Origin of the sequence: Streptomyces sp. SAI-170 (genome assembly GCF_049739565.1) — a bacterium.
In the GTDB taxonomy this organism is placed as follows: Bacteria; Actinomycetota; Actinomycetes; order Streptomycetales; family Streptomycetaceae; genus Streptomyces.
On the sequence record NZ_JBMGQD010000001.1, the window covers coordinates 7,091,965 to 7,111,685 of the forward strand.

23 protein-coding genes are annotated in these 19,721 nt (G+C 72.7%); 8 read left to right on the forward strand and 15 right to left on the reverse strand.

What is annotated here, in order from left to right:
• Positions 1-38: 38 nt before the first annotated feature.
• The 6 genes from RKD23_RS31890 to RKD23_RS31915 form a co-directional block, all read right to left on the reverse strand.
• Entirely contained in the window at positions 39-1,115 is a 1,077-nt protein-coding gene (locus tag RKD23_RS31890) for an ABC transporter ATP-binding protein (RefSeq protein WP_424856827.1), read from the reverse strand.
• A gap of 96 nt (positions 1,116-1,211) precedes the next feature.
• Positions 1,212-1,982, reverse strand: a complete 771-nt coding sequence (locus RKD23_RS31895; RefSeq protein WP_424858380.1) for an ABC transporter permease — start codon at positions 1,980-1,982, stop codon at positions 1,212-1,214.
• Between the two features lie 344 nt (positions 1,983-2,326).
• Positions 2,327-3,127 (reverse strand): molybdate ABC transporter substrate-binding protein, encoded by an 801-nt coding sequence (gene modA, locus RKD23_RS31900; protein WP_424856828.1) that lies wholly within the window; start codon positions 3,125-3,127, stop codon positions 2,327-2,329.
• Positions 3,128-3,289: 162 nt separating this feature from the next.
• The gene (locus RKD23_RS31905; protein WP_404040010.1) at positions 3,290-3,691 is read right to left on the reverse strand and encodes a TOBE domain-containing protein; all 402 of its coding nucleotides are present in this window, start codon (positions 3,689-3,691) and stop codon (positions 3,290-3,292) included.
• Positions 3,692-3,902: 211 nt separating this feature from the next.
• Complete coding sequence (locus tag RKD23_RS31910) at positions 3,903-4,109, reverse strand: DUF5999 family protein (RefSeq protein ID WP_404040007.1); 207 nt, start codon at positions 4,107-4,109, stop codon at positions 3,903-3,905.
• Between the two features lie 440 nt (positions 4,110-4,549).
• Positions 4,550-5,143, reverse strand: a complete 594-nt coding sequence (locus RKD23_RS31915; RefSeq protein ID WP_424856829.1) for a hypothetical protein — start codon at positions 5,141-5,143, stop codon at positions 4,550-4,552.
• A gap of 562 nt (positions 5,144-5,705) precedes the next feature.
• Here RKD23_RS31915 and RKD23_RS31920 point away from each other — a divergent pair.
• Entirely contained in the window at positions 5,706-7,223 is a 1,518-nt protein-coding gene (locus RKD23_RS31920) for a glutamate--cysteine ligase (protein ID WP_424856830.1), read from the forward strand.
• Positions 7,224-7,304: 81 nt separating this feature from the next.
• Positions 7,305-8,105, forward strand: coding sequence for a CPBP family intramembrane glutamic endopeptidase (locus RKD23_RS31925; RefSeq protein WP_424858381.1), 801 nt, complete (start codon positions 7,305-7,307; stop codon positions 8,103-8,105).
• 58 nt (positions 8,106-8,163) lie between these two features.
• On the opposite strand, the gene RKD23_RS31930 is transcribed toward RKD23_RS31925, so the two are convergent.
• Both RKD23_RS31930 and RKD23_RS31935 read right to left on the reverse strand, forming a co-directional pair.
• Positions 8,164-8,973 (reverse strand): PhzF family phenazine biosynthesis protein, encoded by an 810-nt coding sequence (locus RKD23_RS31930; RefSeq protein WP_424856831.1) that lies wholly within the window; start codon positions 8,971-8,973, stop codon positions 8,164-8,166.
• A gap of 78 nt (positions 8,974-9,051) precedes the next feature.
• On the reverse strand, positions 9,052-9,540 hold the full coding sequence (locus RKD23_RS31935) for a carboxymuconolactone decarboxylase family protein (protein ID WP_424856832.1): 489 nt from the start codon (positions 9,538-9,540) through the stop codon (positions 9,052-9,054).
• A gap of 188 nt (positions 9,541-9,728) precedes the next feature.
• Between RKD23_RS31935 and RKD23_RS31940 the strand changes: the two genes are divergently transcribed.
• Positions 9,729-10,328, forward strand: coding sequence for a PadR family transcriptional regulator (locus tag RKD23_RS31940; RefSeq protein ID WP_424856833.1), 600 nt, complete (start codon positions 9,729-9,731; stop codon positions 10,326-10,328).
• A gap of 78 nt (positions 10,329-10,406) precedes the next feature.
• Here the strand turns inward: RKD23_RS31940 and RKD23_RS31945 are convergent, their stop codons facing one another.
• On the reverse strand, positions 10,407-10,835 hold the full coding sequence (locus RKD23_RS31945) for a type II toxin-antitoxin system Rv0910 family toxin (protein ID WP_424856834.1): 429 nt from the start codon (positions 10,833-10,835) through the stop codon (positions 10,407-10,409).
• Positions 10,836-10,952: 117 nt separating this feature from the next.
• Positions 10,953-11,141, reverse strand: coding sequence for a hypothetical protein (locus RKD23_RS31950; protein ID WP_424856835.1), 189 nt, complete (start codon positions 11,139-11,141; stop codon positions 10,953-10,955).
• 198 nt (positions 11,142-11,339) lie between these two features.
• Between RKD23_RS31950 and RKD23_RS31955 the strand changes: the two genes are divergently transcribed.
• Positions 11,340-11,900 carry a Clp protease N-terminal domain-containing protein gene (locus tag RKD23_RS31955; protein ID WP_424856836.1) on the forward strand — a complete coding sequence of 187 codons (561 nt, stop codon included), beginning with the start codon at positions 11,340-11,342 and terminating at the stop codon, positions 11,898-11,900.
• 85 nt (positions 11,901-11,985) lie between these two features.
• Positions 11,986-12,990: an EamA family transporter gene (locus RKD23_RS31960; protein WP_424856837.1), complete on the forward strand. Its 1,005-nt coding sequence runs from the start codon at positions 11,986-11,988 to the stop codon at positions 12,988-12,990.
• A gap of 76 nt (positions 12,991-13,066) precedes the next feature.
• On the opposite strand, the gene RKD23_RS31965 is transcribed toward RKD23_RS31960, so the two are convergent.
• On the reverse strand, positions 13,067-13,699 hold the full coding sequence (locus RKD23_RS31965) for an FMN-binding negative transcriptional regulator (protein WP_424856838.1): 633 nt from the start codon (positions 13,697-13,699) through the stop codon (positions 13,067-13,069).
• Positions 13,699-14,382, reverse strand: a complete 684-nt coding sequence (locus RKD23_RS31970) for a pyridoxamine 5'-phosphate oxidase family protein (protein ID WP_424856839.1) — start codon at positions 14,380-14,382, stop codon at positions 13,699-13,701. The genes RKD23_RS31965 and RKD23_RS31970 overlap by 1 nt, the downstream gene beginning before the upstream one ends.
• A gap of 35 nt (positions 14,383-14,417) precedes the next feature.
• Here RKD23_RS31970 and RKD23_RS31975 point away from each other — a divergent pair, with 35 nt between their 5' ends.
• Positions 14,418-15,749, forward strand: a complete 1,332-nt coding sequence (locus RKD23_RS31975) for an aminotransferase class I/II-fold pyridoxal phosphate-dependent enzyme (protein WP_424856840.1) — start codon at positions 14,418-14,420, stop codon at positions 15,747-15,749.
• Positions 15,750-15,969: 220 nt separating this feature from the next.
• Here the strand turns inward: RKD23_RS31975 and RKD23_RS31980 are convergent, their stop codons facing one another.
• Entirely contained in the window at positions 15,970-16,959 is a 990-nt protein-coding gene (locus RKD23_RS31980) for a DMT family transporter (RefSeq protein ID WP_424856841.1), read from the reverse strand.
• 50 nt (positions 16,960-17,009) lie between these two features.
• Here RKD23_RS31980 and RKD23_RS31985 point away from each other — a divergent pair, with 50 nt between their 5' ends.
• Positions 17,010-18,008, forward strand: a complete 999-nt coding sequence (locus RKD23_RS31985) for a LysR family transcriptional regulator (protein ID WP_424856842.1) — start codon at positions 17,010-17,012, stop codon at positions 18,006-18,008.
• On the opposite strand, the gene RKD23_RS31990 is transcribed toward RKD23_RS31985, so the two are convergent.
• Positions 17,971-18,441 carry a pyridoxamine 5'-phosphate oxidase family protein gene (locus RKD23_RS31990; protein WP_424856843.1) on the reverse strand — a complete coding sequence of 157 codons (471 nt, stop codon included), beginning with the start codon at positions 18,439-18,441 and terminating at the stop codon, positions 17,971-17,973. The two genes, RKD23_RS31985 and RKD23_RS31990, sit on opposite strands and share 38 nt — an antisense overlap.
• Before the next feature lie 118 nt (positions 18,442-18,559).
• Between RKD23_RS31990 and RKD23_RS31995 the strand changes: the two genes are divergently transcribed.
• Positions 18,560-19,201 carry an isochorismatase family protein gene (locus RKD23_RS31995; protein WP_424856844.1) on the forward strand — a complete coding sequence of 214 codons (642 nt, stop codon included), beginning with the start codon at positions 18,560-18,562 and terminating at the stop codon, positions 19,199-19,201.
• Between the two features lie 3 nt (positions 19,202-19,204).
• Here the strand turns inward: RKD23_RS31995 and RKD23_RS32000 are convergent, their stop codons facing one another.
• On the reverse strand, positions 19,205-19,630 hold the full coding sequence (locus tag RKD23_RS32000) for a Rieske (2Fe-2S) protein (protein ID WP_424856845.1): 426 nt from the start codon (positions 19,628-19,630) through the stop codon (positions 19,205-19,207).
• Positions 19,631-19,721 lie beyond the last annotated feature (91 nt).

The following is a 19,721-nucleotide window of genomic DNA, read 5'->3' on the forward strand; positions in this document are numbered from 1 at the left end:
GGCGGGGCCTCTCGCCTTTCTGCTGCCTGCTCTCTGCCTTACGCCGGGTAGGCGTGCGTCTGGGTCGCCTTGACCGTGGCCCAGACCTTTGTGCCGAGGTGCAGGTCGAGTTCGGCGGCGGCGACGGTGGTGAGGTCCGCGGCGAGGGGGAGGTCGCCGGTGAGGGCCACGCGGATCTGGTCGCCGTGGGTCTCCAGGCCGGCCACCTCGCACTGCCACAGGTTGCGGGCGCTGGAGCCGGTGGGGTGGTCGCCGAAGAGGGTGACGGCGCTGGGTGGGAAGGCCACGAAGGCGGGGCCGGTGAGGTGCTCGGTGGTCGTCACGGTCGGGCCGGCGTCCAGGCGGACGGTGTGGCCGTCGGCCTCGCCGCGGTAGAGGTTCAGGCCGACGAGCTGGGCGATGTAGTCCGTGCGGGGGCGGCGCGCGATCTCGGACGGGGTGCCCTCCTGGACGATACGGCCCTCCTCGATCACGACCAGGCGGTCTGCGAGCACCATCGCGTCCAGCGGGTCGTGGGTGACGAGTACGGCCACCGCTTCGAAGTCGGCGAGGTGGCGGCGGAGTTGGGCGCGCACCTCCAGGCGGGTGCGGGCGTCCAGTGCGGCGAGGGGCTCGTCCAGGAGCAGCAGGCGGGGGCGTACGGCCAGGGCGCGGGCGAGGGCCACGCGCTGGGCCTGGCCGCCGGAGAGGTGGCGGGGCTTGCTGGCGACGTGGTCGGCCAGGCCCATGCGGGCCAGCCACTCTGCGGCCTGGGCGCGGGCCTCCGCCTTGGGGATGCCCTGGCAGCGGGGGCCGAAGGCGACGTTGTCCAGGGCGGTGAGGTGGGGGAAGAGCAGGTAGTCCTGGAAGACGACCCCGACCGGGCGCGCCTCGGGCGGGGTCTGCTCAAGGGGGGTGCCGTCGAGGTGGAGGTGGCCCGCGGTGAGGGGCGTGAGGCCGGCGAGGGTACGCAGGGCGGTGGTCTTTCCCGCCCCGTTGGGACCGAGGAGGGCGAGGACGTCGCCTGGGGCCGCGGCGAGGGAGACGTCCAGGTGGAAGGGGGCGTGGTCGACGATCAGGCGGGCGTCCAGGCCGGGCTGGGGCGGGGGCGGAGGCGGGGTCCGTGGGGTGGTCATGGTGTCGTCGTCCCTGGGGCTGTGGTTTAAAGGGCCTGGTTTCGCTGTGTGGGGGCGTTCACGCGGCTGCCCGCGGTTGCCTCGGGCTGTCCGGTTCTACGGTGCTCTCATCCAGCGGTCCCGCAGGCCCGCCAGTACGGCGATCGAGACCGTCAGGAGGACCAGGCTCAGGGCGATGGCCGCGGCCGGGTCGTTCTGGAGGGCCAGGTAGACGGCGAGGGGCATGGTCTGGGTGCGGCCGGGGAAGTTGCCGGCGAAGGTGATCGTCGCGCCGAACTCGCCCAGCGCCCGGGCCCAGGCGAGGACCGAGCCCGCTCCGATGCCCGGGGCGATGAGGGGCAGGGTGACGCGGCGGAACGCCGTGAAACGGGAGGCGCCGAGGGTGGTGGCGGCCTCCTCGTAGCGGGGGTCCGCGGCACGCAGGGTGCCCTCGACGCTGATGACCAGGAACGGCAGCGCCACGAAGGTCTCCGCGATCACCACGCCCGTCGTGGTGAAGGGGAGCGTGATGCCGAACCAGGCGTCCAGCCACTGCCCGACCACGCCGTTGCGGCCGAGGGCCAGCAGCAGGGCCACACCACCGACGACCGGGGGCAGCACGAGGGGCAGGGTCACCAGGGCGCGGAGCAGGCGGCGGCCCGGGAAGTCGGTGCGGGCCAGCAGCCAGGCGAGGGGCACACCGAGGACGAGGCTCAGGGCCGTCGCCGCCGTCGCGCAGACCAGCGACAGCCGCAGCGCCTGCCACACCTCCGGGCTGGTCAGCTGCTCGGGCAGCGTGCTCCAGGGCGTCCGGATGAGCAGGGCGAGGAGGGGGAGGAGCAGGAAGGCCAGGCCGAAGAGTGCCGGGATGAGGAGGGGGAGGGGGATCGGGGTTGTGCGGGTGCGGGGGCGGGGTTTGAGGGTGCGGGGGCGCCGAGGGGCGGAGGGGGCGGGGTGCGCCTTGCTCCTGCCGTCGGGGAGGCCGGGGTCGGAGGGCGCCGGGTGAGGGTTGCTGGTGCCGCCTGTGCCGCCTGTGCCGCCGGTGCCGCCTGTGCCGACGGCGCCGCCATCTGTGCTGCCTGCGCCTGCTGTGCCGCCGCCCCTATTGCCGCGAAGAGATCCTCCCGCGTTGCCCTCGCGCGGCTCGGCGCCGCCGGTGTTCTCCCAGGAGGGGCCGAGGCCGGCTTGCGGTGGGTCGGCGGTGGGGTCGTCCTTCCAGGGCGTAGTGCTGCTCATGGCTTCAGAAATCCCGCGTCCGTGAGGATCTTCTGGCCCTTGGGGGACTTCACGAGGTCGATGAAGGCCTGGGCCGTTTCCGTGTGGTGGGCGTTCTTGAGGAGGGCGATCGGGTAGTCGTTGATCGCGTCGGCGGACTCCGGGAACTCCACGCCCTGGACCTTGTCGCCCGCCGCCTTCACGTCCGTCTTGTACACGACCGCCGCGTCGGCCTCGTCCAGCTCGACCTTCATCAGGGCGCCCTTGACGTCCTGCTCGTAGGAGACGGGGGTGAGCCGGAGGCCGGCGGCGTCCAGGGCCTTCTGGGCGGCGGAGCCGCAGGGGACGTCCTTGTCGCAGAGGACGACCTTCAGGCCGGGGGCGGTGAGGTCCTTGAGGGAGGAGATGTCGTCCGGGTTGCCGGGCAGCGTGGCGATCGCCAGCTCGTTGCGGACGAAGGTGGTGGGGGTGCCCGCCGCGGCGCCCGCGTCCGTCACGAGGGTCATCGTCTTGGGGCTGGCCGCGGCGAAGACGTCGGCGGGCGCGCCTCCCGTGATGCTCGCGGCGAGCGAGTCGCTGCCCCCGAAGCTGAAGGTGACGTGCGCGCCCGGGTGCTGCCGCTCGAATTCCGCGCCCAGTTTCGTGAAGCTCTCCTTCAGCGAGGCGGCCGCGAAGACCGTGACCGTGCCGGACACCTTGCCGGAGGAGCCGGCCGCCTGGGATCCGGGGGAGTCCGAGGACGCACCGCAGGCCGAAAGGGCCAGCAGCGCGATCCCTCCCACGATGGCGCGGCGTGTGCGTACGGATCGAGTCGTCACAGGTCCCTCCCGGGCATCGGCCGTTCGCGCAGGGCATGCCGGAGCGGCCCTGCCGATACGCCGATCATAGTGACGCAGATGCTGGCCTCAGGTCTGCTGGAGCATCGCATGAGCGAGCGTAAGCAGTCATGTTGATCCGCACATGCGGTTGCCGCGGAGGATCTACGTACGGTCGATGTGTACGTTTGTCGACTTCACCCGGGCCGTGGCCTCCATGCCGACCTCCAGTCCCAGCTCCTCCACGGCCTCGCGGGTCAGCAGCGAGACGAGTCGGTGCGGGCCCGCCTGGATCTCCACCTGGGCGGCGACGTCGCCGAGCTTGATGGCCGTGACGATGCCGGGGAAGGCGTTGCGGACCGAGGTGTACGGGGGCTCGTCGTCGTCCGGGGTGGTGGACGCTCTGGCCAGCTCCACGGAGAACGCGGCGAGGTCACGCCCGTCGATGAGCCGGCGGCCGGTGTCGTCGCGGTGGGTGGCCACGCGCCCGGCGTCGGCCCAGCGGCGTGCGGTGTCGGGGCTGACGCCGAGCAGACGGGCGGCCTGGCCGATGGTGTAGGACTGCATGACCGTCACGATATGGCGTGTCGCCGGTGACGGGCCGCGCGCATACGTCGGGGCCGGTGCGCGGCGGTGCGCCGCGGGCCGGCCCCTGTCGGTGCGTGGCGTCTCCTGTTCGTGGCGACGCCTGTTGTCGCGCGTGGGCGCCTCCAGCCATGGCCGACGCCTGTCGGGCGTTGCGCGGGCGCCTCCCGTCGTGGCCGGCGCCCTGGACTGCTCAGGCGGCCGTCACGACCCTGCTGGTGTCCAGCGGGCGGTGCGGGGCGATGATCTGGCCGTCCGGCAGGAGCTCACCGGTGTCCTCGAAGACGACGACGCCGTTGCAGAGCAGGCTCCATCCCTGCTCCGGGTGAGCCGCCAAGAGGCGGGCGGACTCACGGTCGGCGGAGTCGGCTGAGGGGCACGGTGGCTGGTGCTGGCACATGGGTGGGATCTTTCGCTCGGTCGTGGTGGATGAGATGGCTGTGGTGTCTGTCCCGCGGCGTGAAGAGTCGTTCATGGCCGCCCCCCGTTGTGATAAGTCGGTCCGGAACCAAGTGTTGCCCCACGGGCGTCGATCCGCAGGGATTTCGCAGCACCGCTTCTCACAGGTTGAGGACGCGTCACCCGCGCGGACGGTTCACCTCAACTGCACTGCCCTTTCGGGTGGTTCGCGGTGGCCGTAAAGGGCTAGTCCGCATGGGCAACAGGGCGATGATCAGCTCGTACGAGCGGAGGTGTGCTCGTAGGAGAAGGCGTGCGGCGGGCGCACGAAGAACCCCGCCGCGGGACGACCACGGCGGGGCGGAGGCGGAATACCCGAGGCGGAACCCCGGAGGCGGCCCCAGGCGGCGGAGTGCCGGAGGCGAGATGCCGCAGACGGCCTCAGGCCGGCGAGCCGAGCAGCGGCGGCGGTACGACCGGTGTCACGCGATGGGTGAGCAGCGGGAGCAGTTCGGCGACGCGGTGCGGGAGGTGCGAGGCGATGCCGGGCGGGGCGGGGGCCAGCGGGACGAGCAGGTCGGCGGGCTGGAGTCCGCCGGTCGAGCCGTCCGCGGCCAGGTCGCCGTGCAGCCACAGGGTCAGCATGTAGAGGCTGGGGATGGACAGCAGACGTGGCTGGTAGGCCTGGGTCAGTGTCTCGGCCTGCCGCAGGGCGCGCTCGGTGGAGGCGATGTAGGGGCCCTCGAAGAAGTGCGCGAACGCCCAGCCGTCCGGCGTGAGCCGGGTCTCGGCGGCGGCCAGCGCGCGATCGCCGTTGCGGATCATGAAGCGCCACCCGGCCAGCCTGGTGGCGGGCGGGCCCCCGGCGGCGAACCGGTCCAGCACGTGCACGGGCAGCGGCATTTCGGGCGTCACGGGTCCCTCGGCGATGCGCAGGGAGGGGGTCGGGGCCTCACGGACGGCGGTGGGGGAACCGAGGGCCGTGAGGACGGTGCGCAGGGCGGGCGCGGGAGCCGGGGGGACATGCAGCGGCATGGTGGGTCGCCTCTCGTTCGACAGGCATGGGCGCGCAGGGGCGGGGGCGGACGGCGCTGTCTGCTCACGAGGTCAGAGAGGCGGGGGCCGGGGTCGGTGACGAAAGGGCGGGCGGTTTCGCCGGGTCTCGGCTCGACGGCACTCCGTGCGACCGCGGGCGCCAGCCTTCTCTGCCTTGTTCGCGGAGTTTATACGACAGGTGTTCACCCGGTGTTTCGGCTAGCCGTTACCGGGAAGTCCGGCAAGGAGTAATCCGGTCGCGGAACTGCGGAAATCCTCCCGATTCCGGAACGGTCGCAGGGCGATGACCTCGGGTTTCGCTCCTGGAGCGGTAGGCCAATTCTCGTCGGCGTTTTTCACGAGTCACCGTCCGCCGGAAACCGCTGGTTCCCGCTTGCCCGTGGAATGTGCCCCCGGTACCCCGTGTGCCGCTTTCATCAGAGTAGCGGTGCAGGGGTGGCTGCGGGGACGTTATCGATCGCTCCGGCTGGGCATCATCCCCCCTGCACCAGGACCCCGGCGGCCGGTCCGGCGGTCCGCACATCCGAGGAGGGAGGCCCCGATGGGGGAGAAGGTCGTGGCAGGCGCGTTCGACCTGTCCGATCGGCAGCGCTACCGCGACAAGCTCCGGCGGTGCCTGAGGGGACTGGAGCGGCTCCTGGCGGAGAAGCGGTTCGATCGCCCCAAGAACCTCATGGGGCTGGAGATCGAGCTGAATCTCGCCGGGTCCGACGGCCTGCCCAGAATGTTGAACGCGCAAGTCCTGGAACGCATCGCGAGCCGCGATTTCCAAACAGAACTCGCCACGTTCAACCTTGAAGTGAACATTGCGCCGCACCGCCTCGGCGGGCGGGTTTTCGACCGGCTGGCCGAGGAACTCCGCACGGGTCTGGCATATGCGCACCGGAAAGCGGCCGAACTCGACGCCGGCATCGTGATGATCGGCATTCTGCCCACCCTCGACCGCGACGACCTGGTGTCCTCGAACCTCTCCGCCTCGGACCGCTACACCCTGCTCAACGACCAGATCGTCACCGCCCGAGGCGAGGACTTCACCCTCGACATCGACGGCGTCGAGCGCCTGACCTGCACCGCCCGGTCCATCGTGCCCGAAGCCGCCTGTACGTCCGTGCAGTTGCACCTCCAGGTGACCCCGGCCCGGTTCGCCGACGTGTGGAACGCCGCCCAGGTGGCCTGCGCGCCGCAGATAGCCATGGGCGCCAACTCGCCCTTCCTGTTCGGCCGGGAGCTGTGGCGCGAGTCGCGGCCGCCGCTGTTCCTGCAGTCCACCGACACCCGCCCGCCCGAGCTGCAGGCGCAGGGCGTACGGCCGCGGACCTGGTTCGGCGAGCGCTGGATCAGTTCGGCGTACGAGCTGTTCGAGGAGAACCTGCGCTTCTTCCCGGCGCTGCTGCCGATCTGCGACGAGGAGGACCCGCTGGAGGTGCTGGACGCCGGGGGCGTGCCGAGCCTCGCGGAGCTGGTCCTGCACAACGGCACGGTCTACCGCTGGAACCGGCCGGTCTACGGCGTCGCCGACGGGGTTCCGCACCTGCGGGTGGAGAACCGGGTGCTGCCCGCGGGCCCCACGGTCACGGACGTCGTCGCCAACGCCGCCTTCTACTACGGCCTGGTCCGCGCGCTGGCCGAGGAGTCCCGGCCGGTGTGGACCCGGCTGCCGTTCGAGACGGCGGCCGCCAACTTCGACGCCGCGTGCCGCCTCGGCATCGACGCCCGCTTCCGCTGGCCCCGGCGCGGCCGCTACGGCGGTGTCGGCGAGGTCGACGCCGTCACCCTCGTACGCGAGGAGCTGCTGCCGCTCGCGGCGGTCGGGCTCGACGCGTGGGGTGTGGAACCCGCCGACCGGGACTTGTACCTGGGGGTGATCGACGAGCGGTGCCGGCGGCGCGTCAACGGGGCGTCCTGGCAGGTCGCCACCTTCCACAAGGCCCTGGAGGCCGGCCTGACCCGGCCCGAGGCGCTGGCCGCCACCACCCGCCGCTACAGCGAGCTGATGCACCAGGGCGAGCCGGTCCACACCTGGCCGGTGGGACTGCCGGAGCCGGTGCCGGTCGTGTGAGCGCCGCCCCTGATGTTCGCCGTACGTCCTGACAGGTGATGATGAGGGACCTAGGGCGTGGGCGAGCGGCTGGAGGCAGGGGTGCAGGCGGAAGCGGGAGCGGTCGGCGGACCGGCGGCGGGGGAGGGGCTGTCCCGGCGGACCCTGCGGGACGAGACGCTGCTCGTGCTGGCGCTCTCGCTCGGCGCCAGTGGCGTGTCCGCGCTGATCAGCTTCATCGGCTCGGTGACCAGACCGGGCGGCCTGAAGGACCAGGCCGCCACGCTGAACGCCTCGGCCGCGCCCGGCCGTCCCTGGCTGGATCTCGCCTGGCAGCTCTTCGGGATCACCACCGCCCTTGTGCCGGTCGCGCTCGTCGCGCACTTCCTGCTGCGCGAGGGCCAGGGCCTGCGGACCCTCGGCTTCGACCGCACCCGGCCCTGGCCCGACCTGGGCCGCGGTGCAGCGGTCGCCGCCGTGATCGGCAGCACCGGCATCGCCTTCTACCTCGCCGCCCGGGGCCTCGGCTTCAACCTCACCGTGGTGCCGGAGGCCCTGCCGGAGGTGTGGTGGAAGTACCCGGTGCTGATCCTTTCGGCCGTGCAGAACGCCGTCCTCGAAGAGGTCATCGTGGTCGGCTATCTGCTGCGCCGGCTCGGCCAGTTGGGCTGGTCGCCGGAGAAGGCGCTCGTCGGCAGCTCGGTGCTGCGCGGCTCGTACCACCTCTACCAGGGCATCGGCGGTTTCGTCGGCAACATGGTGATGGGCGTGGTGTTCGTGTACCTGTACCGGCGCTGGGGCCGGGTCGGGCCGCTGGTGGTGGCCCACTCGCTGCTCGACATCGGCGCGTTCGTGGGATACGGGCTGCTCGCGGGCAAGGTGGGGTGGCTGCCGACCGCGTGAGGCCGTGAGGCGTGAGAAGGGGGCGTACGACACCGTCGTACGCCCCCTTTCGCGTGTGTCAGGCGAGCAGCTCGCCGTCGATGGTGGTGACGGCGCGGCCGGTCAGCAGGGTGCGGTCGCCGGTCAGGCGGGTGCGCACCAGGCCGGAGCGGGGCGAGGCCTGCAGGCCGGTCAGCTCGGTGCGGCCGAGGCGCTCGGACCAGTAGGGGGCGAGGGCGGTGTGGGCGCTGCCGGTGACCGGGTCCTCGTCGATGCCGACGTTGGGGAAGAAGCAGCGGGAGACGAAGTCGTACTCGTCGGCGGCCTCCTGGGCGCGGGCGGTGGCGATGATGCCGCGCGAGGAGTGACGGCCGAGGGCCCTGTGGTCCGGGGTGAGGCCGAGGACGGTCTTCTCGTCGGGCAGTTCGACGAGCAGGTCGCCGACGTTGGGGCCGGTGTCGAAGGCGTTGAGCGGCTCGGCTCCGAGGGCCTCGGCGATGCCGTCCGGGACGTCGACGCGGGTGAGCGGGGCCGTGGGGAAGTCCAGGGTGATCCAGCCGTCCTCGCCGGGCGTCGCGACGAGCACGCCACTGCGTGTGGCGAACCGCACCGGGCCCTCGTGCGTGCCCGTGCCGTGCAGCACGTGGGCCGTGGCGAGGGTGGCGTGGCCGCACATCGCGACCTCGGCGACGGGGGTGAACCAGCGCAGCGCCCAGTCGGCCTCGCCGCCCTCGGGCAGGGGGTGGGCGAAGGCGGTCTCCGCGTGGTTCACCTCCATGGCGATCTTCTGAAGCCGGTCGTCCTCCGGGAAGGCGTCCAGGAGGAGGACCCCGGCGGGGTTGCCGGCGAAGGGGCGGTCGGTGAAGGCGTCGACGATTCGAATCCGCATGGACACGAACGGTAGAGGGGCCCGGAAGCCGCAGGCCAATGCCAATTCGAGAGCACTGGACCTGAGCGGGCCTGCCCGCTACCGGGCCGCCGCCGGGCGCCACTGCTCGGCGGGGGCGGCCCCCGGCACCGGCCTGCCGATCAGGGCGAGCGGTACGAAGAAGTTGACCTGGCCGATCACCAGGGCGAGCGTGGTGAGGGCCGTCTCGTCGTAGTGCTCGGCCGCCTGCGCGTACAGCTCGTCGGGGACGCGCTCGCCGTGCGCGGCGGGGGTCAGTACGGCGTCCACGAGCGCCAGGGCGGCGCGCTCGGCGTCGGTGAAGTGCGGGGCGTCCCGCCAGGAGGCCACAGCGGTGATGCGCTCCTCCGACTCGCCGGCCCTGCGCAGGTTGCCGGTGTGCAGGGTCGTCAGGTAGGCGCTGCCGACGATCTGGCCGGCGCGCAACTGCACCAGGCTGACGGTCGTCTGCGGCACCGCGCCGTTCCCGACGGCCTTGAACAGGGCGCCGCCGACCTCGGCCAGAGCCGGGACGAGCTGCTGGGGGTTGGGCAGTCGCGAGGTGGTCATGAGGCGTCTTCCTTCCGGGAGGGGCGGGGCTCGGGGCCCGCGCGGTGATCCGTTCACCTCACTGACGGATGCCGTGGGACATGTGTGACCGCCGGCCGCGGATTTTTTCGGCGAGGGTTGTCGTAAGCACGTTTCCGATATATCGTTGAAGCATCGCGACAGATCAACGATGGAATGGAGTGAGTGCGATGCGTAAGCACGGATTCGAGCGTGGGCATGGTTTCGAGGGGCGTCGGGCGGCCTTCGGTCCGTTCGGGCCCGGGGGCCCCGGTGGGCCTGGGGGTCCCGGGTTCGGTGGCTTCGGGCCCGGACCCTGGGGCGGTCGTGGCCGAGGTGGGCCACGAGGGAGGGCGCGGCGAGGAGATGTGCGCGCCTCGATCCTGGCCCTGCTCAGGGACCGGCCGATGCACGGCTACGAGATGATCCAGGAGATCGCCGAGCGCAGCGGCGGGGCATGGAAGCCCAGCCCGGGTTCGGTGTACCCGACCCTCCAGCTGCTGGAGGACGAGGGGCTGATCGCCAGTGAGAGCGAGGGCGGCAAGAAGCTGTTCTCCCTCACCGACTCCGGCCGCGCGGCCGCCGAGGAGGGGCCCGAGGCGCCCTGGGAGGACGCCGGGCGCGGCGTCGACTGGGAGGCCCTGGGGGAGATCCGCCAGGCCGGGTTCGGCCTGATGGAGGCCTTCGGGCAGGTCTGGAAGACCGGCAGCAAGGAGCAGCGCGAGAAGGCGCTGGCGGTCGTCAACGAGGCCCGCAAGAAGCTGTACCTCATCCTCGCCGACGAGGACTGAATCCTTCCGTACGGCGGTCAGGGTGCCCCGCGGTTCGTGCCGCGGGGCACCTTTGTGTGTCCGGGGCGGGGCGGCCCCTCAGGTCAGCAGTCCGTCCAGCCTGCGCAGGGACTCCTCCAGCGCGGCCGTCGCAGAGTCCTTCAGGCGGCCCGCCATCAGGGAGACGGCCGCGCCCGTGAACTCCCCGTCGATCCGCACCGAGGTGGCCTCGCCCTGCGGGCTGAGGGTGTAGCGCGTGGCGAGGCTGACCGCCATGGGGCCCTTGCCGCGGATGAACAGCAGCCGGGCCGGCTCCAGTTCCTCGACGGTCCACTCGACCTCGGCCGGGAACCCCATCAGCTTCATGTTCTCCAGGAACGTCGCCCCCACCGCCAGGGCCTCGGGCCCGCCCGCGGGGAAGCCGGTGTGGGTCGCGTTCCACTCGCCGTAGGCGGACCACTCCGTGAGCTGTGCCCACACCTTCTCCGCGGGAGCCTCGATCCGTGCCTGAGCGCTGACTTCGGCCATACGACCACCTCTTCGTGTCGGGCTGCGGTGTCGCGGAACGTAGCTCCGGGGGCGCGAACCTTCAATACGCGCGAACCGTCAATACTGACGATCCGTCAGAAGCCGCAGTGCGGCAGTTCAGCACGCCTTGCGTATCACCGCCGCGTCGAAGAGGTCCCACGCGCGCGGATGGGGTCCTTCGTCGTGGCAGTGCCACGCCTCCCAGAACAGGTCAGCGAGCAGCGCGTCCTCCGGGGCGTACACCCGGTACACGTACTGTCTGCCGTCCACGGCCGGCAGCTCCACCAGCCAGCACCCGCTCTCCATGCACTTCGGGACGAGCGGCGGGCGCCCGATGGTTGCCTCCGGGGCGCGAGGCAAACCGGCGCGCGCCCCTTTGTGAGGTCGGCCGAGATCTCCTCCCCAAGGAGGAGATTCCGGGCGGCGGTGTCCCCTTCCCGTGGGACACGAGAATGCTCCCGGACGGGGATGACCTGGACGGCCCCGGCTGATGGGGTGGTGGATGTGCAACCCCGTATTCCCCGGCAGTCGACCGGTGACCAGGTCGGCGCCCGCGCCGACGCCGCTGCCGGGCTCAGTGCCGAGCTCGCCGCGGTGCTGGCCGGTGCCCGCAGACGGGCGCTGCGCGACGGGGACCGGCAGATCGACACCGCGCATGTGCTGCACTCGCTGCTGGAGCACGATCCCGAGGTGTGTGCCGTCTTCGAGGACGGGGCGCAGGTCGCCCGGCTGCTCGGGTATCTCGTGCAGCGCAGCATCGGCTACGGGCTGCGCTGGCAGAGCACCGTGGAGGATTCCGGCGCCATTCCCGTGGTGAGCGCGGTCGAGGGATGCTCGCCGCTCGCCTCCGCCGCGCTGGAGCACGCACGCGCGCGTGCCGCGCGGTTCGGTGAGGACGAGGCCTGCTGTGTCGATCTGCTCGCCGCCGTCGTCGCCGACCCGCAGGCCCGTGCCGTCGAGGTGCTGACCCGGGCCGGGGTGGACCCCCGGGAGCTGTTCCTGCGCATCGAGAGCCGGCCGCGGCGGCCGGAGGAGTACGCCGAGAGCGGCGAGGCCACGCCCTGAGCCCGCCCCGTGAGCGGAGGGTTCGCGTCCGTACGGTGAGACAGGTGTCATCGGGGATGACGCTCATGTCATCGCCTGTCATCATGTGCCGGTGTCTACGACGAACAGCAGTGCCGACGCCCGTGGAAAGGGCGTGGGCCTCGGCCTCGCCCTCGGATCGGCGCTCGCCTTCGGCGGGTCCGGGGTCGCGGCCAAGCCGTTGATCGAGGCGGGCCTGGACCCGCTGCACGTGGTGTGGCTGCGGGTGGCCGGCGCGGCCCTGGTGATGCTGCCGCTCGCGGTGCGCCATCGCGCCCTGCTGCGCCGGCGGCCCGCGCTGCTGGCCGGCTTCGGACTGCTGGCCGTGGCCGGTGTGCAGGCCTGCTACTTCGCGGCGATCTCCCGCATCCCCGTCGGTGTCGCCCTGCTCGTGGAGTACCTCGCGCCCGCGCTCGTCCTCGGCTGGGTGCGGTTCGTGCAGCGGCGTCCGGTCACACGTGCTGCCGCGCTCGGGGTGGTCCTCGCGGTCGGCGGCCTGGCCTGCGTGGTCGAGGTGTGGGCGGGGCTCGGCTTCGACACGCTCGGGCTGCTTCTCGCGCTGGGCGCGGCCTGCTGCCAGGTCGGCTACTTCGTGCTGTCCGACCAGGGCAGCGACTCCGGCGAGGACGCCCCCGACCCGCTCGGGGTCATCGCCTACGGGCTGCTGATCGGCGCCGTCGTGCTGACCGTGGTGGCCCGGCCGTGGGGGATGGACTGGTCCGTGCTGGGCGGCACCGCCGACATGGACGGTTCGGCCGTACCGGCCGTGCTCCTGCTCGCCTGGATCGTGCTGATCGCGACGGTCGTCGCCTACGTCACCGGCGTGCTGTCGGTGCGTCGCCTCTCGCCGCAGGTCGCGGGCGTGGTGGCCTGTCTGGAGGCGGTCATCGCGACCGTGCTGGCCTGGGTGCTGCTGGGCGAGCATCTGTCGGCGCCGCAGATCCTCGGTGGCGCGGTCGTCCTCGTCGGCGCGTTCATCGCCCAGTCCTCCGCGCCGGCCAAGGGCTCCGTCGAGGCGGTGGCGGGCGGCGCGCCGGAGCGGGAGCCGGCCGGGCAGCGGACGGCCCCGTAAGTCATCAAAAGAGCCGACGCATGAGCTGATGCGGCAGGGCGGGCCCCACCCCCGTGTGGGCCCGCCCTGCCGCAGGTCACGCCTGACGCCTGCGCAGCAGATGCCCGCGCGCGGCAGCGTCCCGGGGTCCGGCGCGATCCGCGAGCCGGTCCGCGATGCGGTCCTGGACCTCCGGCTTCTTGCTCCCGGCGTACTTGAACTTCGCCCGTACGCCCGTCACCTCCAGCCGCAGCCCCCGGATGCCGGGCAGCATGCGCCCGTACGGGATCTCACCCACGGCCACACGGGCCGAGCCGCCCTCCGGCTGGAAGTGGCCGACCTGCCGGTTCAGCAGCTCGGCCTTCTCGGCGGGGTCGTCGACGACGTGGGCCCGGCAGCGCAGCTGGACGGCCGCGTAGAGGCTGGTCGGCGTGCCGTGCTCGGGCGGGTCGCCCGGGGCGGCCTGCCAGGGGCCGGGGACGTAGACGTAGTCGTCGACCACGCTGAGCACGACGTCCGGGTTCGCCTCCAGGGCGTCCCAGAGCGGGTTGGGGCGGGCCAGGTGGGTCGCGATGTCGCCGCGCCGGGCGTCGTACGCGAAGTGCAGTGGCTGGGCGAAGGGCGGCTCGCCGGGCAGGCCGTTGACGACGAGCTGGCCGAAGTCGTGCACGGCGAGCCACCGCTGCCACTCGGTGTCGTCGTGGGGCGCGTCCCAGGGGTGGATCAGCATCACAGCACCGACGCGAGGTAGTCCGGGAGTTCGGTGCCCTCGGCCAGCTTGTCGTCCGGGAGCGGGGCGTCGTAGCCCTTGCGCAGCGGGACGACGCCGGCCCAGTGCGGGAGGGCGTAGTCCTCGGGCTCGTCGTTCACACCGCCGGTGCGCAGCTTGGCGGAGACCTCGTTCAGGTCCAGGCGGATGACCGCGGTGGCGGCCAGCTCCTTCTTGTTGGCGGGGCGGGAGTCGGCGGCCCGCCCCGGGACGACATGGTCGACGAGGGCGTCGAGCGCGGCGCGCTTCTCCTCGGGGTCGGTCACGTCGTGGGCGATGCCGTGCACCACCACCGAGCGGTAGTTGATCGAGTGGTGGAAGGCCGAGCGGGCCAGGATCAGCGCGTCGACATGGGTCACCGTCAGGCACACCGGCAGGCCCGGGTCGGCCTGTCCGGTCATCCGCAGCGGGCGCGAGCCCGTCGAGCCGTGGACGTAGAGCCGCTCGCCGACCCGGCCGTACAGCGTGGGCAGCACCACCGGGGCGCCGTCGCGGACGAAGCCGAGGTGGCAGACGTAGCCCTCGTCGAGTATCGCGTGCACGAGCTCCTTGTCGTAGGCGGCCCGGTCGGCGGAGCGTGTGGGGACCGTGCGGTCGGTCGGCGTGTAGGTGGCGGGTGCCGTCGGCTGCTGGGTCCCCTGCATGGCGCTCTCCATTGCACTAGTGCATAATTGGCTTTGTGCTAGGAGAATATCCGATCAAGGGCCGTGGTGCAGCAGAGATTTCCGCCAGCGTCGAGCAGGCGGTGACCGCCGGTGAGCTGCAGCCGGGCCAACTGCTGCCGCCCATGCGCGAGTTGGCCGAGCGGCTCGGGGTGAATCCCAACACCGTCGCGGCCGCCTACCGCGTCCTGCGCGAGCGCGGGGTCATCGAGACCCATGGCCGCCGCGGCAGCAGGGTGCGGCCGAAGCCCGCCACGAGCGGGCGCGAGTACATCCGCGTCGAGGTGCCGGAGGGCGTGCGCGACGTGGCGAACGGCAACCCGGACCCGGCGCTGCTGCCCCGGCTCGCCCCCGCCTTCGCCGAGGCCGCCGCGTACGGCGACCGGGAGCCGGTCCTCTACGGCGACGCGGAGATCGAGCCGGAGCTGGCCCGCCTCGCGCGGGCCGACCTGGACGCCGACGGGGTGCCGGACGGGCCGGTGGCCGTCACCTCGGGGGCGCTGGACGGCATCGAGCGGGTCCTGGCCGCCCACCTCAAGCCCGGGGACACCGTCGCGGTGGAGGACCCCGGCTGGGGCAGCGTCCTCGACCTCGTCCCGGCCCTCGGTCTGCGCGTCCACCCGGTCGGCCTGGACGACGACGGCCCGCTCGTCGACGACGTCCGTGCCGCCCTGGAGGCCGGGGCGCGCGCTCTGATCGTCACCTGCCGGGCGCAGAACCCCACCGGCGCCGCGGTCGGCGCCACGCGCGCGCGTGCCCTGCGCGCGGTGCTGCGCGAGCACCCGGAGACCCTGCTGATCGAGGACGACCACGGCCACCGGATCGTGGACCTCCCCGTGCACCCGCTGGCCGGGGCCACCCGGCACTGGGCCTTCGTGCGCTCCGCCGCCAAGGCCTACGGCCCCGATCTGCGGCTCGCCGTGCTCACCGGCGACGAGGTCACCCTCGGCCGGGTCCGCGGGCGCCAGCGGCTCGGGCCCGGCTGGATCAGCCGCATCACCCAGCGCGCGGTCGTACGGCTGTGGGCCGACGGCGCGGTCGACGCGAGCGAGGTCGCGGCGGCGTACGGGCGACGCCGGGACGCCCTCGTCGGGGCGCTCGCCGACCGCGGGATCACGGGACACGGGCGCAGCGGCATGAACGTGTGGATCCCGGTGCCGGACGAGACCGGCGCGGTCGCCCGCCTGCTGCACGCCGGCTGGGCCGTGGCCCCCGGCGCCCGCTTCCGGATGAAGTCGCCGCCGGGGATCCGGGTCACTGTGTCGTCCCTGACCGAGGCCGACATGGTGCCGCTGGCGGACGCGATCGCCGCCGCGGTGGGGCCGGTGCCGGGGCGGCGGTACGTCTAGGGCCTGTCGTTTGGATCAGGCCGGCTGCGAGAGACTTCCGCGTCCTGGCCGGGTCGAGCGGGGTCTGGTGCGTGCAGCTGCAAGGCGGAGGAGGGCGTCGACGCGATGGGGGTCCCCCCGCGCGAGCTCGATTCGAGCGTGGGGGAGTCGGCAACCGACGACAACGCCGCAGATGCGCGTGCCAGACCCCGCGACGCCGGCATGATCCAAACGACAGGCCCTAGGAGGGCACCCGCTCGCGCGGTGCGGTGGCCGCCTCCGTCGGTGTCCGCCTCCGTGGCCTCGGGCGGGCCTGGGTGAGCGCGGCGCCCGCCAGGACGATCAGCGCGCCCACCGGCGTCGACCACGTCAGCGACTCGCCGAGAAGAGCCACACCGGCGGCCGTGGCGATCACGGGGATGAAGTAGGTGACCATCTGGGCCGTCGTCGGGCCGACTTCGGCGACCAGGCCGTACTGGACGAGGACCGCGAGACCGGTGCCGAGCGCGCCGAGCGCGGCGATCGCCAGCAGGGGGCCGGGCGCGAAGCGCGTCGGCAGCGAGGTGAACAGCGGGGTGACGACGGCCAGTTGCAGCGTGGCCAGCAGCAACTGGGCGCCGGTCAGGGACAGGTTCGAGTGCGTGGACCCCGCCAGGGTGCGACGGACGTAGATCCAGCCGATGGGGTAGCTGAGGGAGGCCAGCAGCGCCATCGCGGTGCCCTTGGCGTCCAGGCCCGCGAAGCCCTGCCACGCCCCGAGGACCGTCAGCACGCCGAGGAAGCCGATGCCGAGCCCCGCCACCCGCAGCCGCGTCGGCCGGTCCTCGGAGAGGGCGACCAGCGACAGGGCCATGCCCCACAGCGGCGAGGTCGCGTTGCAGATGCCGGCCAGGGTGGAGGGGATCGTCAGCTCGGAGTAGGCGAACAGCGAGAACGGCAGCGCGTTCAGCAGGAACGCCGCCACCGCCAGATGCGCCCACGTCCGGGCGCCGCGCGGCAGCCGCTCCCGCCTGACCGCCATCGCCGCCGCCAGTACCGCCGTACCGAAGACCAGACGGCCCAGCGTGACCTGGAAGGGCGCGTAGCCGTCGGTGCCCACCTTGATGAGCAGGAAGCTGAAGCCCCAGATCAGCGACAGCGCGGCGAAGCGCAGGCGCCAGTCGAGGCGGGGGCGGGGCGGAGGGGTCGTGGTCCCGGCGGAGCTCATGGGGGCAGCCTGCCGCACGAGCATCTCGTAGCACAATCGAGATTTCGCGAGCGTTATCTCGTAGCATCGCTTACATGTTGAACCTGGAGCGCCTCCGCACCCTCGACGCCCTCGCCCGGCACGGCTCGGTGAGTGGTGCCGCCGAGGGTCTGCACATCACCACGTCCGCCGTCTCGCAGCAGATGGCCAAGCTGGAGCGGGAGGTCGGGCAGCAGCTGCTGGCCAAGCACGGGCGGGGCGTGCGGCTCACGGACGCGGGGCGGCTGCTCGCCGAGCACGCCGCCCGGATCCTGTCGCAGGTGCAGCTCGCCCAGTCCGACCTGGAGGCGCAGCGCGGGCAGGTCGCCGGCGAGCTGAGGCTGTCGGCGTTCCCGACGGCCGCGCGCGGGCTGTTCCCGGCCGCGCTGTCCGCGCTGCGCGCCGAGCATCCGGCCCTGCGCATCCGCTCCTGCGAGCTGGAGCCGGAGGACGGCATCCGGGCCGTCGTGCGCGGCGACCTGGACCTCGCCGTGGTCCTCGACTGGTACAACAAGCCGATGCCGCTGCCCGACGGCCTGGTCAAGGCGCCGATCCTGGACGACCCGGCCGATGTGGCGATGCCGGCCGGGCACCGGCTCGCGGACCGGGACGAGGTGGACCTCGGGGAGTTCGCCGAGGACGAGTGGATCACCTGGGGCGAGGGCGAGTTCTGCCACGAGTGGCTGCTGTTCACGCTGCGCTCGCGGGGCGTCGAGCCGATCGTCGGCCACCGCGCGGGCGAGACCCACACCCAGCTCGGGCTGGTCGCGGCGGGGCTCGGGGTGTGCATCGCTCCGCTGCTCGGCCGCCATCCGATGCCCGAGGGCGTCGTGACGGTGCCGCTGCGGCAGCGGGTACGACGGCATGTGTACGTCGTGTGGCGCGCGGACGCCGACCGGCGGCCGTCGATCCGGGCGGCGGTACGGGCGCTGCGCGCGGCCGGGGAGCGGGTGGGTGCCCCTGTTGGGGCTGTTGGGGCTGATGCGGCTGCCGGGGTGCCGGATTCCGCCGCGTCCGTTACAGGGACGTCAGCTTCCGGAAGTCCCACGACCTGACCGTCTCGGGTGCGAGCCGCAGCCAGGCGTGCCGGCCGTCGTGCGGGAGCTCGTCGATGCCGAAGTACTTGCGTGCGAACGCCCGCTCCACGGCGTCGAGTTCGGGGTACGGATCACCCGTGCGCGGCACCTCGCCCACGACCTCGACGCCGCCGGACAGCTCCACGCCGCGCAGCTCGTCGTAGTCGTGCCCGGCGTCCACCACGACCGCCACGCGTCCGTCGCGGCGCAGATCGGCCCACCGCTTGCTGCGGGTGATCGAGTACAGCCACAGCGCCTTGCCGTCCCAGGCGAACCACAGCGGGCTGACGTGCGGGGTGCCGTCGGCGGAGACGGTCGCCACGCGGCAGGTGCGCTCGACGGCGAGGAAGGCGTCCAGCTCGGCGGGCGTCATCATGATCTTCCGGCCCCGGCGCTGGGTGGTGGCGGTCATGCGGTCGTCCCCTCCATGGCTGACGGTCTGTCAGGCAAAGAGCATGCTGCGTCTTCCACGTGAACGCAACGGTCGCTACCCTCGCCCGGCGGGCCCGCCGCCGACAAGGGGGAGAGGCATGCCGTCGTACGACGCACTGCGCGAGATCCTGGACCCCGCGGCGACCGTGCTGCTGACCGTCGAGTGCCAGCAGGGGGTCGTCGGACCGGACGCCGCCCTGCCCGAACTCGCCCGCGCCGCACGGGAATCGGGCGCCCTCGCCCGGGTCGCCCGGCTGGTGGCCGCGGCCCGGAAGAGCGGCGTGCAGGTGATCCACGCCGTCGCCGAACGCCGCCCCGACGGGCGCGGGGCCGGCCGCAACGCACGGCTCTTCCGTGCCGCCGAGCGGCTGCCCGTACGGCAGTTGGCCGGTTCCGCCGCGGTGCGGGTCGCCCCGCCGATCGAGGTCGCCGAGGAGGACCTCGTCGTACGACGGCTGCACGGACTGTCGCCCGTGCAGGGCACCGAGGTCGACGCGCTGCTGCGCAACCTCGGCTGCCGGACCCTGATCGTCAGCGGGGTCTCCGCCAACGTGGCGATCCCGAACGCGGTGTTCGACGCGGTGAACCTCGGCTACACCGCCGTCGTGCCCACCGACGCGATCGCCGGGGTGCCCGCCGACTACACTGCCGCGATGATCCGGCACACCCTCGCCCTGGTGGCCACCCTCGCCACCACGGACGAGGTGCTGGACTGCCTCGGACGGCCGCGCGCGAGCTGATGTTCAGGCGAGCGTGATGGTGTCGCCCTTCACCGTGATCTGCTCGGTGGGCAGCGGCTGGGTCGCCGGGCCCTTCTTGACGCTGCCGTCCGTCGCCGAGAACTCGCTGCCGTGACAGGGGCAGGTGATGGTGTCGTTCGCGATGTCCTTCACGGCGCAGCCCTGGTGGGTGCACTTGGCGGAGAACGCCTTGAAGTCACCGGCCGTCGGCTGGGTGACCACCACGCCCGCGTCGCCGAACACCTTGCCGCCGCCCTCGGGGACCTCCGAGGTCTTGCCGAGCACGGTGCCGGCGCTGCCGACCGCCTTCGCCTTGTCCTGGTCGTCCCCGCACGCGGTCAGTGCGACGGCGAGGCCCGCCGCGCCGGCCGCCGCGATGACGGTACGCCGGGCCGGACCCGTCGTGGGCCGAACCGATTCGCTGGTCATGCTGCCGTTCCCTTCGCCTGACGTCACTGGCTCGTCAAGGGTTACGGCCCGCGCGGTGCCGTCGTTCAGCCGCCACGCGTGTCGTCACCCG

Bases quoted from the DNA above. Each gene is read 5' to 3' on its own strand.
- RKD23_RS31945 (WP_424856834.1), bottom strand. From the start codon at position 10,835: ATGGCCGAAGTCAGCGCTCAGGCACGGATCGAGGCTCCCGCGGAGAAG.
- RKD23_RS31920 (WP_424856830.1), top strand. From the start codon at position 5,706: ATGGGGGAGAAGGTCGTGGCAGGCGCGTTCGACCTGTCCGATCGGCAG.
- RKD23_RS31970 (WP_424856839.1), bottom strand. From the start codon at position 14,382: ATGCAGGGGACCCAGCAGCCGACGGCACCCGCCACCTACACGCCGACC.
- RKD23_RS31905 (WP_404040010.1), bottom strand. From the start codon at position 3,691: ATGCAGTCCTACACCATCGGCCAGGCCGCCCGTCTGCTCGGCGTCAGC.
- RKD23_RS31940 (WP_424856833.1), top strand. From the start codon at position 9,729: ATGCGTAAGCACGGATTCGAGCGTGGGCATGGTTTCGAGGGGCGTCGG.
- RKD23_RS31910 (WP_404040007.1), bottom strand. From the start codon at position 4,109: ATGTGCCAGCACCAGCCACCGTGCCCCTCAGCCGACTCCGCCGACCGT.
- RKD23_RS31995 (WP_424856844.1), top strand. From the start codon at position 18,560: ATGCCGTCGTACGACGCACTGCGCGAGATCCTGGACCCCGCGGCGACC.
- RKD23_RS31930 (WP_424856831.1), bottom strand. From the start codon at position 8,973: ATGCGGATTCGAATCGTCGACGCCTTCACCGACCGCCCCTTCGCCGGC.
- RKD23_RS32000 (WP_424856845.1), bottom strand. From the start codon at position 19,630: ATGACCAGCGAATCGGTTCGGCCCACGACGGGTCCGGCCCGGCGTACC.
- RKD23_RS31985 (WP_424856842.1), top strand. From the start codon at position 17,010: ATGTTGAACCTGGAGCGCCTCCGCACCCTCGACGCCCTCGCCCGGCAC.
- RKD23_RS31935 (WP_424856832.1), bottom strand. From the start codon at position 9,540: ATGACCACCTCGCGACTGCCCAACCCCCAGCAGCTCGTCCCGGCTCTG.
- RKD23_RS31915 (WP_424856829.1), bottom strand. From the start codon at position 5,143: ATGCCGCTGCATGTCCCCCCGGCTCCCGCGCCCGCCCTGCGCACCGTC.
- RKD23_RS31990 (WP_424856843.1), bottom strand. From the start codon at position 18,441: ATGACCGCCACCACCCAGCGCCGGGGCCGGAAGATCATGATGACGCCC.
- RKD23_RS31890 (WP_424856827.1), bottom strand. From the start codon at position 1,115: ATGACCACCCCACGGACCCCGCCTCCGCCCCCGCCCCAGCCCGGCCTG.
- RKD23_RS31980 (WP_424856841.1), bottom strand. From the start codon at position 16,959: ATGCTCGTGCGGCAGGCTGCCCCCATGAGCTCCGCCGGGACCACGACC.
- RKD23_RS31965 (WP_424856838.1), bottom strand. From the start codon at position 13,699: ATGCTGATCCACCCCTGGGACGCGCCCCACGACGACACCGAGTGGCAG.
- RKD23_RS31950 (WP_424856835.1), bottom strand. From the start codon at position 11,141: ATGGAGAGCGGGTGCTGGCTGGTGGAGCTGCCGGCCGTGGACGGCAGA.